Source organism: Brassicibacter mesophilus (genome assembly GCF_050433385.1).
Taxonomy (GTDB): domain Bacteria; phylum Bacillota; class Clostridia; order Tissierellales; family Proteiniboraceae; genus Brassicibacter; species Brassicibacter mesophilus.
Genome location: NZ_JBNPXI010000032.1, coordinates 22,981 through 39,461, shown reverse-complemented (window position 1 = coordinate 39,461; position 16,481 = coordinate 22,981). Strand labels below are relative to the sequence as shown.

General features: G+C 32.2%; 13 protein-coding genes and 1 other annotated feature. Of the genes, 2 read left to right on the top strand and 11 right to left on the bottom strand.

What is annotated here, in order from left to right; translation table 11 throughout:
• Positions 1 to 159: 159 nt before the first annotated feature.
• The 7 genes from HNR33_RS20920 to HNR33_RS20890 all read right to left on the bottom strand — a co-directional run bounded on the left by HNR33_RS20920 (position 160) and on the right by HNR33_RS20890 (position 8,625).
• Positions 160 to 654 carry a hypothetical protein gene (locus tag HNR33_RS20920; protein WP_429087476.1) on the bottom strand — a complete coding sequence of 165 codons (495 nt, stop codon included), beginning with the start codon at positions 652 to 654 and terminating at the stop codon, positions 160 to 162.
• A 164-nt stretch (positions 655 to 818) separates the two neighbouring features.
• A complete protein-coding gene (locus tag HNR33_RS20915; RefSeq protein WP_429087473.1) occupies positions 819 to 1,808 on the bottom strand; it encodes a helix-turn-helix domain-containing protein in 990 nt (329 codons plus the stop codon).
• 809 nt (positions 1,809 to 2,617) lie between these two features.
• Positions 2,618 to 3,286, bottom strand: coding sequence for a nucleotidyltransferase domain-containing protein (locus tag HNR33_RS20910; protein ID WP_429087471.1), 669 nt, complete (start codon positions 3,284 to 3,286; stop codon positions 2,618 to 2,620).
• 377 nt (positions 3,287 to 3,663) lie between these two features.
• Positions 3,664 to 3,963, bottom strand: a complete 300-nt coding sequence (locus tag HNR33_RS20905) for a hypothetical protein (protein ID WP_429087468.1) — start codon at positions 3,961 to 3,963, stop codon at positions 3,664 to 3,666.
• Between the two features lie 261 nt (positions 3,964 to 4,224).
• Positions 4,225 to 5,505 (bottom strand): serine--tRNA ligase, encoded by a 1,281-nt coding sequence (gene serS / locus HNR33_RS20900; RefSeq protein ID WP_429087465.1) that lies wholly within the window; start codon positions 5,503 to 5,505, stop codon positions 4,225 to 4,227.
• 84 nt (positions 5,506 to 5,589) lie between these two features.
• Positions 5,590 to 5,785: a binding site (T-box leader), on the bottom strand.
• An 896-nt stretch (positions 5,786 to 6,681) separates the two neighbouring features.
• On the bottom strand, positions 6,682 to 7,698 hold the full coding sequence (locus HNR33_RS20895) for a C45 family autoproteolytic acyltransferase/hydrolase (protein WP_429087462.1): 1,017 nt from the start codon (positions 7,696 to 7,698) through the stop codon (positions 6,682 to 6,684).
• A 60-nt stretch (positions 7,699 to 7,758) separates the two neighbouring features.
• Positions 7,759 to 8,625, bottom strand: coding sequence for a helix-turn-helix domain-containing protein (locus HNR33_RS20890; protein ID WP_429087460.1), 867 nt, complete (start codon positions 8,623 to 8,625; stop codon positions 7,759 to 7,761).
• 543 nt (positions 8,626 to 9,168) lie between these two features.
• Here HNR33_RS20890 and HNR33_RS20885 point away from each other — a divergent pair.
• Together HNR33_RS20885 and HNR33_RS20880 are read left to right on the top strand one after the other, a co-directional pair.
• Positions 9,169 to 10,215, top strand: a complete 1,047-nt coding sequence (locus HNR33_RS20885; protein ID WP_429087458.1) for a zinc-dependent alcohol dehydrogenase — start codon at positions 9,169 to 9,171, stop codon at positions 10,213 to 10,215.
• 177 nt (positions 10,216 to 10,392) lie between these two features.
• Positions 10,393 to 11,010: a TetR/AcrR family transcriptional regulator gene (locus tag HNR33_RS20880; RefSeq protein WP_429087455.1), complete on the top strand. Its 618-nt coding sequence runs from the start codon at positions 10,393 to 10,395 to the stop codon at positions 11,008 to 11,010.
• A gap of 72 nt (positions 11,011 to 11,082) precedes the next feature.
• Here HNR33_RS20880 and abc-f read toward each other — a convergent pair whose 3' ends face one another.
• The 4 genes from abc-f to uvrA form a co-directional block, all read right to left on the bottom strand.
• On the bottom strand, positions 11,083 to 12,723 hold the full coding sequence (abc-f, locus tag HNR33_RS20875) for a ribosomal protection-like ABC-F family protein (protein ID WP_429087453.1): 1,641 nt from the start codon (positions 12,721 to 12,723) through the stop codon (positions 11,083 to 11,085).
• A 121-nt stretch (positions 12,724 to 12,844) separates the two neighbouring features.
• Positions 12,845 to 13,126, bottom strand: a complete 282-nt coding sequence (locus HNR33_RS20870; protein ID WP_429087451.1) for a CD3324 family protein — start codon at positions 13,124 to 13,126, stop codon at positions 12,845 to 12,847.
• Between the two features lie 649 nt (positions 13,127 to 13,775).
• Positions 13,776 to 13,904 (bottom strand): hypothetical protein, encoded by a 129-nt coding sequence (locus HNR33_RS20865; protein ID WP_429087450.1) that lies wholly within the window; start codon positions 13,902 to 13,904, stop codon positions 13,776 to 13,778.
• A gap of 183 nt (positions 13,905 to 14,087) precedes the next feature.
• Positions 14,088 to 16,457 carry an excinuclease ABC subunit UvrA gene (gene uvrA / locus HNR33_RS20860; protein WP_429087449.1) on the bottom strand — a complete coding sequence of 790 codons (2,370 nt, stop codon included), beginning with the start codon at positions 16,455 to 16,457 and terminating at the stop codon, positions 14,088 to 14,090.
• Positions 16,458 to 16,481: the final 24 nt, after the last annotated feature.

Sequence of the window (16,481 nt, the reverse complement as noted above, 5' to 3'; positions counted from 1 at the left end):
TTGCGAAATCTTTCTGTTTTGTGTATAATTCATACTAGAATACCTCCTGTTATTTAAATTTAAGGGTCAGTTTTTCACGTGAGATTATCTGACACATCGTATTTTAACAGGTGGTATTTCTTTTTTCAAAGTTCATTTTTATTTATTACAGGAATGCTCCTATTTAATGAATATCACAGCACCATTGGTAATTTGGCCTCTATCCTCTACGATGGGAAAGAAAAACGCACTTTTATACTTTGAACAATCTGCCTGTTTACTTGAGCTTTCCCTGATAAACATCGCCAGTGGGTCAAATAAATTCGTCAGAAAGCTGGTTTTCCCAGAAAACACATCTTCTACAGCGTCTAGAATTTGGAAGTTTGAGTCAGTAATGCGATCTAAAATATTATGATTTTTTGCAGAAAATTCATCGATATACAATCCTGTTTCTTCTGTTAACGCATTGTTGACAAACAGTATAATCCCGTCCTTCCGAAATACAACCATTGGGTATATGAATTCTCTAATTGTTTGCGAGTATAATCCATCCTCTAAGATCAACTTCTGAAATCGGCGTACAACCATATCCTGTACATTCTTTTCTTTTCGCAGGATAGTTAGCAGCTTGACAAGCTCCTCAATTGACTGCCCTTTTATCTTTTTTTCTTTCATTGCACGTATTCAACCTCCCCATGTGCTTGCTGCAACTTAATTATATAGGTGTTATGAGGATTGAGATAGTAATCTAGTGCGGAATTTTCATAATCTATGGCTGTATTGCAAACAAAAAGAGCATCCAAATAGTGTTGGAAGCCCTTTTTCCTGCGGTTTTTAGTTTAAGTTATGAAAGCTCGATATTGAGAAGGTGTCATGCCTACCTTTACTTTGAATATCTTTGAGTAATTTCCGTTATAATCCACTCCGCAGCTTTCGAAAGCCTGCGTCACAGACAGATTTTTATCACATAGTTTTTCCTTGATTTTACGAATCTTGACATCTTGGTAATAACCGTATGGTGTCATGCCTGTATGCTTTTTAAATAGCCTGGTGAAGTGATATCTACTCAAGTTCACAACGCTTACCAATTCATCTATGTCGAATTCCTCTAGCCAATGGTTTTCAATGTATTCCTTTGCCTTCACCATTTCCTCTTTGCCATCATACAGCCTAGATGTAACAAAGACATGCACCACATAGACCAGCCGGTTCTGATCGTCATAAATTGGGTAACAAATGATGTTCTGATAGCAACTGTCAAAACATAATTCGCCAGTCTCAAAGCGATCAATAATCCCTCGAATTGGCATATTCAAATTTTGAAAATGTACGACTTCTCCTTGAAATGACCTTTCGATTTGTGCTCTGACTTCTTCTCCCCACTTATCAATGACAGGGTCTTTCAAGACATTGAATTTTCCGACGATATGATCTTTAGATGGTATATGCATCACCCTTAGACACGCTTCATTCGTTAATACCATCATTCCATCCGGAGAGTAGACATGAATTGGATAGGGAAAAAATTCTATAATTCTTAAAAGCAGAGCTTCATTTACATTCAGTGATTTAAACGACGAAACGAAGCTGCTTTGTGTGTGATCCTTTAATTTAAAATTATCTTTCTCAAATACTTCATCAGTCACTTCTCCTGAAATATGGGATTTTCTCCGCCGTCTGTCATCCGGTTTCGGAGCATCTTTTGGGATAAGCCACAGATTTCCTTTTTTTGTTGCACCATTTATACGTCCCTCGGAGCAATGTAATGTCACTATTCTACTGCCGAGTCCCCATTTTTCACTTACTTCCTTTATTGTCAAATATTCCACTCTTACCACCACCTTTCGCTGCAGATTTTTTATTAGTATACTGCAAGCTCTCGCATATTGCTACAAATAGCAATATATTATTAACCAGACTACAAGAGGATACAACAATACTGATTTATTATTTTTTATCTCGATAGTGTACAAGAAGTCAATATTGAAGGCGAATTTTCTCCGTCAAAGACCAGAGTATTTTTTTAGCTAGATATATTTTCTTATTAAAAACTTACCCGCGCTCTGAGGTATATCTACAGTGACACTATTAAAGGTCCCAAAACTGCTGTCCAGTTCAATATATATGCAAAAAGGGACGATCATCTTCCACTATCATTATTTAAAACATAGACGATCTTCCTTTCATTAGAAACACTAGGTCATTCAAAACCTCTTACTTTCATTTACTAATTTACCCATTAATCTTTTAAAAATATTATATATTATTTGATAACATATAAGTAGAATGTATTATTAGTATTTCATCTTTTGAGATGTAGTGTGGTGATGACCCACTATTCTTCCTAAGCAAATCCTCGAAACCCAATTTCCTTTTCGTGTATTTGTCATTTCTATACATAGATACAAACTCTCTAAAAAATTCCCTCAAACTTTTTAGTCTAAGGGAACATAAAAGTACTATATTTTTCTATCAAGGCTCTATCTTTAGCTTAACATCATTCTATTTCCTCTCTATTCTTACTGCCATCTCCACATGCCTTGAGGATACAGAAAAGATGCTGCATAGACCTAATAGACCCTTGGCGGAAGCTTAAATTTCCTGCAATTATTTACTGTCTTTTGTAAAGGCAACTTCATCAAAAGGATTGTAAAAGATTACTGCTCCAAGAGATGATTTTATCATAATATAAGACTAAGTCAGTCTCATCCATTGCAGTTAGCTTTTTTCTATCTATGCAAATGTTCAGTATCTCTTTATCTATCCCATCTAAATGTTTTCTCAAATCTACTTTACTACTTATATATTGGTTTGTTTCATCAAAATACTTGGCTTGCAAAATAAAAAATGCTGACTTATAAAGTGCCGATAATATTTCAGAGCTGTTCTCATAGATGAAATTATGACAGCTCGCATGATACAGATTACACGCACCTATTTTTACGGCACGTTTAACATCAGCTTTGTCGATCAGCGGTAGCAAATAGTCTATGCTGCGGTAAATTGGCTGCGTGTCATGATAGAATTGAAACAAATCAGATTTTTCCCAACTTAAAATTTCACTTTGTCCGGAAATAAATCCGCAGGCTTTCTCCTTGTAAGGCATTGTGGATATTATCTCACGATATTTTTTCAAATTCTGCATAGTCAGTTCTTTCAGGATAACTACAATATCTATATCACTGCTATCATTCGCTTCTTTGCGTTTATAGCTTCCCTGCAAACCTATAAAAACAACATTATCTCCATATTCTTTTTTTACTTTTGAAACAAGTTCATTTATCCAAGCATCTATAAAGAAAGTCATATTCTCACCTCTTATTTTCTACTTTCCTTAAATGAATAAGGAATCTTTCCAATCCCGTATAATCAGTTAATTATTATCGAATATTTATCATTCCTACAATTCTTTTTGCTCTGATTTTTACTCATTTTTTCTAAAACTACTGTATATAACGGTTTATATGCTTTTTTTATCCTTTTGAACATAACGTGTCATCAGAATCACCGTTTCAACATGCCTTGAGGATACAAAAAAGATACCTGTTAAGCCTAGTCCGCCCTTGGCGTCAGAGTATATTTCTGAAAAAACCACTATTCAATGCAAATTTTTTAGGTTCTTACTGTCCACATTATGCAAACTAAGCTCTGCCTAGCTCTAGGGCGAGGTATACTATTAATGCATTACTCAATATAAGTAGTCCACTTACCGCATTTATTACACCAGTATATAGCGAAGTCCAATATACCATCAGCTGCATTCAAATCGAAAGTAAAAATTTTTCCATCTTCAATGAATCCTATATCTCTACGCCAGACACTAAAGCTTTCAGTTTCACATTGCGGACACTCCGAATCACATTTTCCTACATATTCAAAATCATCAATCGTTATTCCATTATCCTGTAAAAAATGAACTATAGCTTCTTCATAACCTATATCTGAAAGCTCAATAAAATCTTCTAATTTTAAAAATTCACTCATACAAAACCTCCTTGTATTCCTGCTAAACTATGTTGATTAAATCATGAGTATTTATATAATACTATTAAATTCTTCTGTATATTTTATTACCTTTGATATCAAGACACTTCCTTCTTTAACTTCATTTTATAGTATTCGCATTTTTGTGTCTACAGTATTATACTAACACCAATACCTATAAGAATACCAATTAATGCTTGCAACAAAAAATCACTACTCTCAATAAAAAACCGCCACAAAAGTGACGGTAATAAACAACAACTATTTGATTAACTCTTTACCACCCATATACATTTGCAATGGTTTCGGTATTGATATGGTACCATCTTCTTTTAAATTATTTTCTAAAAATGATATCAACATTCTTGGAGGTGCTACAACTGTATTGTTGAGAGTATGCGGAATATAGTTTTCTTTATTTTTACTTTTTATCCGGATAGAAAGACGTCTTGCCTGTGCATCTCCTAAGTTAGAACAACTACCAACTTCAAAATATTTTTTCTGTCTCGGTGACCATGCTTCTATATCTATACTTTTTACTTTTAAATCTGCCAAATCACCCGAACAACACTCCAAAGTACGTACCGGTATATCTAAAGTGCGGAAAAACTCAACCGTATATTGGTATAGTTTTTCGAACCAACCTGCACTATCTTCCGGTCTACATACCACAATCATTTCCTGTTTTTCAAATTGATGAATTCGGTACACACCACGCTCTTCAATGCCATGAGCACCAATTTCTTTACGAAAACACGGCGAATAACTGGTTAATGTTTGAGGGAGTTTTTCTTCATCAATAATTGTATCAATAAATTTACCAATCATAGAATGTTCACTTGTGCCTATGAGATATAAATCTTCCCCTTCAATCTTATACATCATATTTTCCATTTCTGAGAAGCTCATAACACCGTTTACAACATTGCCTCTAATCATAAATGGGGGTATATAATAGGTAAATCCTCTATCAATCATGAAGTCCCGTGCATAAGAAAGAATTGCAGAATGCAAACGTGCTATATCACCACAAAGATAATAAAAACCATTTCCACTTGTTTTTCTTGCACTATCAATATCAATACCCTTTAACTTTTCCATAATATCAACATGATATGGTATCTCAAAGTCTGGTACAACAGGCTCTCCAAATCGTTCAATTTCAACATTCTCGCTATCATCCTTACCAATTGGTACAGTAGGGTCTATAATATTGGGGATAACCAGCATCCTTTTGCGAATCTGAACATCAAGGTCATCAATTTTCCGCTCCAATTCTGCGAGTTCATCTGCCATAGAAGTTATATCTGCCTTCGCTAATTCAACTTCATCCTTTTTTCCTTCTGATATTAATACGCCAATTTTTTTACTAATCGAATTTCTTCTGCTTCTGAGATAGTCACGTCTTGTTTTTGCTTCCCGATTTTGAATATCTAAAGCAATAACTTCATCTACAAGTGTGATTTTTTCATTCTGAAATTTTTTTCTGATATTTTCTTTTACAACCTCAGTGTTTTCACGCAATAACCTAATGTCTAACATTATTTTCCTCCTCATATATTTTCTTTTCATAGAGATAATAGTATGAGTTTAGAAAAATAAAAGCCTTCCAAACCCATACAAATAATATGGGACGGAAAGCATCCGCGGTACCACCCAAATTGTCAGATAAAACTGACCACTCAAAAGTGCTGTAAAGGGCACACCCTTCGACTCATCGCCGACAGCTCTAAAAATGGAACGGTTTAACCTCTCACCGGTTCGCACCAACCACCGGCTCTCTGGGAGATTTATAAACCTTAGTTTTTATCATCGCTGTTAAATATATTATATGCATATATAAATAAATTTACAAGAAGAATTGTTATTCTGTGGTAAAAATATAAAACTTCACCTTATCCCTAAGGATTTGCTTGGGAGATATCATCTTCATGATGTCATCTATAATACGTTTCGAGGTCAAATTCAAAAGCAAAACGACTGAGGCAATCAGTAAAAGCGAAGAAATAAAGTGACATCTTTTATGAAGTTTGTGGAAATTTAAGAAATAAATCTCTTGAGTCTTCAACTTATCTATTATACTAAATGGAAACAAAATTCATACTATCAATTTATATTTTGATGACAACAAATAAAATAATAATGAGATTAATAAATTTTTGAGAGATATCTACTTTATTGTTAATAATCTTTACTACATTAAACAATAGAATCAGAAAAAATCAAAATCATGAAATTGAGAAAATATAACTTTAAAGAAAATAAAAATATCCCACACTCATTCGCCCAGACAAATATTGGAGCAATAATCTATATTTTTATTAGTTAGTAATCTTCATTTATACAATAACAAACCCTAGATTCTACTTAACGAACTCTAGGGCATTTTACTATCTATTTTTCATTTTAGAACCTCAAAATACTCTTCTAATCACGTGTTCTCCCATACTTATTATTTCTCTGTTTAAGCAACCAAGTAATATTTTCACCGTATAATAATCAAATAAACATCAGCTTAAGATTATTCTTCTGCTCACTCTTCTAATGGCTCCCCATTGATCAGTTTCTTAATCCATCCTAAGAGTTCTTTTAGTTTTCTTATCTCAAAAACTCCACTACTTTGTGTTAATCTTCCTTGCTCCATAAGTGATCTTTACAACGTAATCATGTTTGTGAAGAATTTGACATTCTTCAGTTTTCCATGATCTAGGTATGATTTTATAGTAATTCATTCTTCAATTTTTCCAGACGATAGTCAAATTTATACTTCGCTCGTCTAGGATTCCCTTCTGCTCTTTTTATAGAAAGAGTGTTTAAATGATAACTTACAGACCATAAAGTGTCAAAAGAAAGATTTTTATTATATTGGCATAAAGACCCTCTTCTTCCAGATGCAATTTCTATACCTAATTCTCTTGAATAGTTTCTTCCACTTTGCAAATTTTTAGTGACAGTATCATAACGGTCTAATGTTGAATACCAGTTCCCTTCTGGCTTACAATCAAATTCTTTCATTTCTTTTTCAATAAAATGATTAGTGGCAACAATAAATCTTTCACCGGGTTTAGGATACCTGACTGCCATATGCTCTGGACACATTTCTACTACTGCTAAACGTCCTAATGCATCTGCCAAAACTATAGATTGAGATGTCATAGTGGGAGTATTCTTTAGATATTCAATACACTCGTTTACATTTTTGCACTTCTCAAGTAATAATCGAACAATGAATAAAAAATTCAGACCTGGACTAATCGTCTTTGGGGCAACAAAAGTCATTCCAACAGCCAAACCATGTACATTCATGCCATCTTCTTTTCCAATTAAGCCATCACCGTGACCTAAAAAACTATAACCTTTATGGGGTTTATACAATGCACTTTCAGTTGTTTTTTTAAGTGAGACAAACATATCATGGTTTCGAACAAAATAAACGTCTTTATTCTCAACATAAGCAAAAGTAGAACATCCAACATCAAAACTGTATGCACCTGCAGTTATTAGAAAAGTCCCAAATAACAAAAAATCGACTTTTAAACCATCGGCCATACCTTTAACTTCTTCAATAATTTCTGGATAAACTTCTTTACAAATATTCAAAGAATCTGTTCCCATTCTTAGGCGAGATGCACCAAAATCTAATAGAGGGTTAAAATCTACACCATTTTTTCTTAATAGTTTGCCATAGTGATGCCCCATTTCATAATGCTTTCCTTTAAATCTAGGTTTATACATTTCCTGATTCCTCCTTTATAATAAGGAGTTTAGTATATTTTTTCATTCTTGACTTGACAGTTATTGCTTTTTTATTGGAAGAAATATTTTCATATGCCCAGTGTTTTTCTTCAAAGAGAAATCTTTACTATAACCTTCAAAAATATTATGATTATCCAAAATCCAACCAGATTTCTTTAACCAAGTAAAATAGATAAATCTATACAAATCCTTAATGTATTCAAAATTTGAGTGAAGAGAAAATACAGCATAGAGCTGATTCCCAATTTCTATAGGTTTCATTTCATGAGCTTCTTCAACAAAAACCCCACCAATATAAAAGCTCTCTAAAGCATAAGGATCAATAGTTCTAACATCACAATTCGATGAAAGCCAAATCGTATACATATATTCTCCGCTAGGGACAATATTTTTTTTATGACAGTACTCATGTAACATATTCCAATACTTTTCAATGTTTAGATTATACAAGCTAGTTTTACCATAGAATCCTTTTAGTTCTAGTGATTTGTAATAAATGATTTCAGGCATGAAATTTTCATTGATTCTAATAAGTTCTAGTTTATTTTCAGTGAATGGTGCCAACATTAACAGATCATTTTCTCCAACATGATTTCTATATTCATTCGGACTACAAGCAAAATATTTTTTAAACGCTCTCGTAAAACTTTCGTGAGATTGGTAACCTGCATCTAAAGCTATATCAATGATTTTATCTTCTGTAATTTTTAAACGCTTTCCAATAACCGTAAATCGTCTTTTTCTTATATAATCACCAATGGTTTCATTCGTTAAAGCAAGAAAGATCCTGTGAAAATGAAACTTTGATATATAAACTCTTTTCAACACTTCTTTGTATAAATTCTTATCAAATAAATTCTCTTCAATATATTCAATAATCGATAGTACTATTCTTTCATAATCCATTGGAATCATCCTTAAAATATAATTAATTTTATATTACCATATTTCTTCAATCCCGTCATAATCGTTGCGATTCGTTCCTCTTAAAATACTCAACAAATTTCGATTTTATTTTGTTAGCTCAACTACTCATTATTAAATTTCAATATAGATATTTTATAATATTTTTCATGATCTAGTTTAAGTATTGATACTTCTTTCCACTTATCATTTTTTTATATCTTTTATATTTTCATGTAATAAAACATCATCTCCAATTAATAAGAATTTATGCTTTAGTATTTATCTATTAGATCATCTTCTTTATCTTTTTTAAAATCCAAATTAGATAAGATGACAAAAATATTAACATTAAACTTGATAAATAACTTTATTGACAAGGGAAGTAATATTTGCCCAAATAACTAGATGAACGTTCAGCTAGTTATTTGGGCTATTATTTAATAATACATAAAAAAATAATTAATACGAAGCCTTTAACAAAATAAATACACAAAATATCTAGCTAAACTGACTCATTAATATAACTAAAATTATACAAAAGGAGTGTTTAAAATTAAAGCTTTATACTTTCCCGAATTAAACAAAGTTGATTTGAGAGATGTTGATAAACCTGCTATTAAAAATCCAACTGATGTACTTGTAAAAGTTACTACGACAACTATTTGTGGTAGTGATATTCATATTATTAAAGGTCTTATACCAACAAATCCAGGATTTGTGCTAGGGCATGAATACGTAGGTATTATCGAAGAAGTTGGTGAGGACGTTAAAAACTTTAAAGTAGGAGATAGAGTTATAGGCCCTCCAGCTCCTTACTGTGGGAAATGTGAATTTTGTAAAAAAGGGTATGTTTCACACTGTAAAAATGGTGGTGTTCACGGTAGTGGTGAAACATTAGGAAATATACCTGGTGTTCATGCTGAATATACATGTGTACCTCATGCTGATTCTTGCTTATTAAAAGTACCTAAACATCTTACCGATGAACAAGTTATTTTTATTTCTGATATAGCTTCTACAGGTTATACAGGTGTTGCCCACTGTGATCTACAAAAAGGCGAGACTATTGTAATCTTTGGTTGTGGACCTGTAGGTATGGCAACACTTTTAACTGCCAAGCTACATAACCCTAATAAAATAATCGTTGTTGAAAAATCAGAGAAAAGATTGAAAAAAGCATTAGAACTGGGTGCTACTCACGCTATTTCTGCTACTGGTGATAATGTACTTGATAAGATAGCTGAATATACGGATAACAAAGGTGCTGATGTTGTTATTGATGCAGTGGGTCTACATATAACAATAAACCAAGGAATTGAATGTTTAGGTGTAAGTGGTAGAATGTTCCTTGTTGGTATCCCTTCAAAGGCTATTGATATTTTACCAAATCATTTCTATAAAAATATTTCTTTCCAAATGGGATTAGGAGATTTGAATAACATCAAAGGTTTACTTGATAATGTTAGTAATGGAAAACTAGATCTTACCCCTCTTATAACTCATACAATACCTTTAGATGATATCGAAAATGCTATTGAATTAGTTCAACATAAACCTGATGAAGTAATTAAAGTAATTATTAAACCTTAATTTAAACTTACCTTAATAGTTTTTTTAGTTCTGACTTCAAAATCAAAATTTGAAATACTGTTATATTTAATGGTAATATGATATAATAAACAATAAATAAACAAAAAGACTCTAATAATTTTTATTATAGTCTTTTTTTGTCATACGCAGCACTATTTATTATAAAGGAGCATTCCAATGGATAATATAAAAAGAAGAGATGCTGAATTGTCTAAGAAAAATATATTGCATGCAGCTGAAACCCTTTTTGCTCAAAAAGGTTACCATTTAACAACTTTAGCAGATATTGCTGAATTAAGCGGTGTATCAAGAACTACGCCATCTTATTTTTTCGAAAACAAAGAACAATTATATAAAAAAGTTATTGAAAATTTAATTGAAGATGAAAAAAATTATGTTAATACGCTAATACTTAAAGAAGGTGAATTAACTGTTGAAGCATTAAAAACTATTTTATCTCGCCATATTGATTATACTTTTAAGCATCCTAATTTAACTAAAATATTAGTGGCAGAATCTTTAAACGAAAATAGACAAAGCTGGATACTTGATTTCTTTCCTGATATGATTTCATGGAGTTATAAATATTTAGAAGATGCACAAAATATAGGCATAATACGACAAGATATTGATACCAATACTTTATGGTTAAATGCAATGGCAATGGCATGGTTACCAATCATTACACAACATACTTTTCTTAAATTAATTGGTAAAGATTTTACAGATGAGGATTTTATAAAACATCATAAAAAGCAAATGGAAACATTGATATTCGAATCAATACTTAAATAAGGGGGTGTTTCAGAATTAAAGAGCTGAGGCACCCCTCCCAAGTTTTTTTCAATTATGATAACTATCACTTCCTTATTTATCTCTTACCATATTTAATTGTTTAATTATTTCAAAATATTCTTTGTCTAATTTTTCTTTTTCATCAGGCGTTGCTGATAACATTTTTCCTGTTATTTGTATTCTTTTTAGCTCAAGTAATGTCTTTTCTGCTTGAACAACATTTTTTTTGTTTGAACTATAGCTATTGTAATCCTTTAAATTACCCTCAAAATGTTTTATTTTCTGTTCAGATATATCAATGATATTCGTAGCCAGTGTGTTTATAAATCTTCTATCGTGAGATACAAAAATTACTGTTCCTTCGTAACACTTTAATACACGTTCTAATACTTCTACTGATGGAACATCTAAATAATTAGTAGGCTCATCAAGAATGAGAACATTAACCTCTGAAACTAATAGTTTTGCTAAAGATAATCTAATTTTTTCTCCACCACTTAAAACAGAAACAAGTTTATTCATATCAGAATCACCAAATAGTAAGTTTGCCAAAATATTTCTAACAACACTTTCTGCTTGAATACTATTTTCTAAAACAGTATCTAAAATGGTCTTTTTTTCATTTAAATTTTCAAATTCTTGATAAACAAACCCAATCTTAGCTTTGGGTACAATTTGAATAGAAGGAAATCTGTTTTCAATAAGTTTCAATAAAGTAGTTTTTCCACTTCCATTTTTTCCAATTATAGCTGTTTTTCCTCCGTTTTTTATCATAAATGAGGTATCTTTGAAAATTGGCATATTAGAATATGAAAATGATAAGCTATCTGATTTGATGATAATTTTATTTTTGGGTGGATTAGTTAAGCTAAAATTTAATTTTATTTGTTCTTGTTCAATCGGTTTCTCTTTTACTTCTAAATGTTCTAATCTTGATTGAATAGCTTTAGCTGATTTTTGCATGCTTTTTTGCCTGCCATCGTTTGACCTGCTTGTGGCTACATAATTTCTTGTTTTATATTCTGAATTGCTAATTTTTTTCGGCTTTTTCGTTATTTTTGTTGCCTGTTTTTTCTTATTTACATAAGCCTCTTCTAATCTTCTCTTCTCTATTTTATAATTTAAATATTCACTTTTCTGAGTTTCAAGTTCTAATTCTTTTTGTTTTTTATAGTTGTCAAAATTCCCTTGATAATCATATAATGTGTTATTCCTAATTTCTATGATACGATTGCACACTTGATTTAGTAATTCAGTATCATGGGTAATCAAAACAAAAGAATCTATATTAGTTAACTTATTTTTTAATAACTCAATTCCATTTAAATCAAGGTTAGAGGTAGGCTCATCTAATAAAATTAAATGCACTGATTTGCTAAGTACTTCTGCGAGTCGTAAACGAGTTTTCTCTCCACCACTTACAAAATTATCATTCTCTTTTTTTTGAACCCCTAATTCTTTTAGTAGCTTTCTTTCTGCCGTGTGATTAAAAGTATCAAATTGTTTGAAATAAGAAATTTCACTGTATTTTTTAATTATGCCAGTATCTATATCAGTATCACCAGAAATTATTTTTAGGAGAGTAGTTTTTCCACTTCCATTTAACCCAATAAGACCAATACGGTCGTTCTCATTGATTACTAACTTGGAGAAATGGAACAATATGTTTTCTCCAAAACTTTTCTGTATATTTTCCATTTCAAGAATAACCATCCTATCACACCTCCTACCATGTAAATATCTCTATTTGATTTTAACAAGTTGTTATACTTGTTACTACAACATAAATGTTTATAAAAAAAATGTGTTGTACGATTACGCACAACACATTTTGCTAATAAGAATTATCTTTATTTTCTTTTCTAAGTATTCGCCTTATACTTTCTTCAACTAAGAAATATTTTTCAGAAAGCTCAACAACGGAAAATCCATTTTTATAATCTTCATGAATTTGTTTATTTCGTTTATTCAATAGTTCTTTTGTATCTGTATTTTCTCCCCAAGACTTTCTATTATATGTTTTCTTAGGAATATATACTATTTCACCTTGAACATAGTTTTGGATTTGCTTTAATATTTCTCTTGGCAATACGTCAGCAGCTTTAACATAGCCCATTTGCGCACCTCCTAAATAGTAAGTTGTTTAGGACTTGCAAAGGCTATATACAATATTTAATTATATAGTGCAATAGCCTTTGCTACGCACGAAATGTTCCTACTCCCATAACTCTTAACCTACCTTTCAACTATTTATGTGTATTATATCACAAATAAATCGAATTTTGAAAGAGAAGAAAGAGCTATTTTACAATCAGCCAGTTTTTGTTTTTTTCCAATATCAATTTATATTGGGATAGCTGGGCCGCTTTGGTGTCATTATCCAGGTACTTCACGGATACCTAGACTTTTACCTTATTATCCTGTTTCTGAAAGATGAGATTTATCAGTTATAATAACATACAATATTTCGCAATTAGTTTTAGAGCATTGTTCTTTACATATATGGTATAAGCAAAATAGAGCGGTTTATATCTGTGGACGATATGCCAAACATGGTAAAGTAGGCTGAAGAACATACCAAAACTCTAGAAAAAGAAGTAAATAAAAAGCTTTCATCCTTTTTTAAAAAAGTAGAAACTTTAAAATCTAGACGTAGAAAACATATAGACCTCTTAGCTGATAGAATAATCTCCAAAGAAGATTATGGCAATAAATTAATGGAGAACCAAGAAAATTTGAAGCTCTACAACTAGAAAAAGTGATCCTTACACCTCACCGTTTGCACCCAGTAATCCGAATACTTCACCACGACAAACAGTAATATCTATGTTTTCTACTGCTTTTACGTTGTGGTAAGACTTACTCAGTTTTTCCACCTTAATTGTTACTTCCATGTCCATCGTTCCCCCTTATTTTTCATTCTCCAAAATATTAACACCAGAAATAAGTCTGGTGTTAGAGTGTAGGGTAAATTAAATTTTTTATTTCACCTATAAAAATTGTCCTGTTACAGAATTCAAGGAATTCCCAATTATTTCAGGTGGCCCTTCAGCAATGACATTGCCTCCATTAGTTCCTCATCCAGGTCCCATATCAATCACCCAGTCTGATAATCGGATAAAATCAATGTTATGTTCTATAGCAACTACCGAATTTCCTTGATCCACCATTCGCTTTAGCATACTAATTAGCCGTTCAACATCTTGTGGATGCAATCCTGTTGTCGGTTCATCCAAAAGATATAGAGAATTTCCGGTAGCTGGATTTGCCAATTCCTTCGCTAATTTTATTCTTTGAGCTTCACCACCTGATAACGTAGATGCGGACTGTCCCATGGAAAGATATCCAAGCCCCACTTGCTTAAGAATTCTAAGCTTTTCTGATATTTGCTTCTCATCTTTAAAAACAGAACACGCCTCATCGATAGACATCATAAGAATATCTGAGATGTTATGTGATTTATACTCTACTTCCAGAATATTAGTTTTAAATCTCTTCCCTAGACATTCAGGACATGAAACTTCTATATCTGGCATAAAGTGCATGGAGACTTTCAAAACCCCGCTACCTTCACATTTCTCACATCTTCCACCTGAGACGTTGAATGAGAAGTCTTTCGCCTTTAGGCCCTTTTCTTTTGCCAGTGGAGTGTTCCCAAACAGTTCACGTATTGAAGTAAAAATATCAGTATAGGTAGCTGTATTTGATCTACTAGAACGCCCAATGGGCATTTGGTCAATCATCAATACCTCCTTTATATTTTCAAGTCCATAAATACCTTTGCACTCTTTAGAAGATAATTTTTCATTTTGAACGTATTGATATAGTACATCAAATAATAAACTGGACTTTCCTGCTCCAGATACTCCTGATATAGCTACCAGTTTTCCCAAAGGTATTTCAACATCAATGTCTTTTAAATTATGAACTTTCGCACCTTTTATGTAAATAGACTTTCCATTCCCTAGATTCTTCTTATGAGAAACTACTGAGGCTTTATTGTACAGATACTTTCCTGTTACGGAGTTATTATCGTTTTTAATTTCTCGTGGAGTTCCAGCTGCAACAATAGTTCCGCCATATTTACCAGCTCCTGGTCCAATGTCGATAACATAATCGCATACTTCAATAAAATTTGTATCATGTTCTACAACCAATACAGTATTGCCCATATCTCGTAAGTTTCTAAGCATTCTTATCAACTTTTTATTATCTATTGCATGAAGTCCAGTAGTTGGTTCATCAAGTACATATAAAACTCCAGTTAACCCAGTTCCAAGAAGCGTAGCTAATCGAATACGCTGTAACTCTCCAGCTGAAAGGGTCGAAGCTAATCGATCTAATCTCAGATAACCAACACCTATCTCAACAAGCCTACCGAGTTTTTCTAAAATTACTAATATTATTGGAGAGACCATTTCTTTAATGTTGTCAGGTAAAGTCTCTAAAATATGATTCATCCATTTATAACAATCTTCAATTTCCATACTATTTATCTCTATTATATTTTTCCCATAAATTCTAACTTTTCGGCTTTCCTCTTTTAATTTTATTCCTTTACATGCAGGACATGTAGTTGAAACAAAGAACTTTCCAAGTTTTTCTACGCCACTTTTCTTTTCTGAATAGCGACGCATCAAGTTTGTGACAATACCTTCAAATTTCCCATCAGGTACAGTTTTAGGTGGTTTAATCGTAGGATATATTTTTTTAAATTGATCACTTTCAACCCCGTACAAAAGTAGAGCCGTTTGCGTATCGTTGTAATCTCGAATCAATAAATCCACACTAAATTCAAACCCATAGTGCTTTCCTGCATTGACCATCGAATTTCCGTAGCGATTGATATATGCCTCATCCCACCCATAAATGCCTCCGTCCCAGATACTCTTATCAATATCAATTAACATTTTAAGATTTGCTTCATTTGTGACTCCTAGGCCTTTACATACTGGACATGCACCTTCCGGTGTATTGAATGAAAAGTCTCTTTTTGTCATTACCTTTACAGCCTTTCGGCAGTGAGGGCAACGATGACTTTTCTGAAAGTCTAATGAAGTCATATTTGTCTGTGAAATAATCTCACCACAAAAAGGACATGGATATTCACCAATCTTAGAAAAAAGAATTCTTAAAAATGATAATACATCAGTAAAAGTTCCTACAGTAGATCGGGGATTCATATTGCCATGATGTTGTTCAACGCTGATTGAAGGTGAGAGCCCTTCAATTTTATCTACTTTTGCTCTGGGCATTAGGTCTGTTGCTATTCCTAGTGATTCCATATAAAGTCTTTGACATTCACGTTGAAGAGTTTCAAAGGCTAAAGTAGATTTACCTGAACCAGATAAACCAGTTATTGCTACAAGCTTATTTTTGGGTATTTTAAGAGAAATATTCTTTAGATTATTACCTTTTGCTCCATTCACTAGAATGTATTCATTCATACGCATCCTCCCTTTCTATAAGAA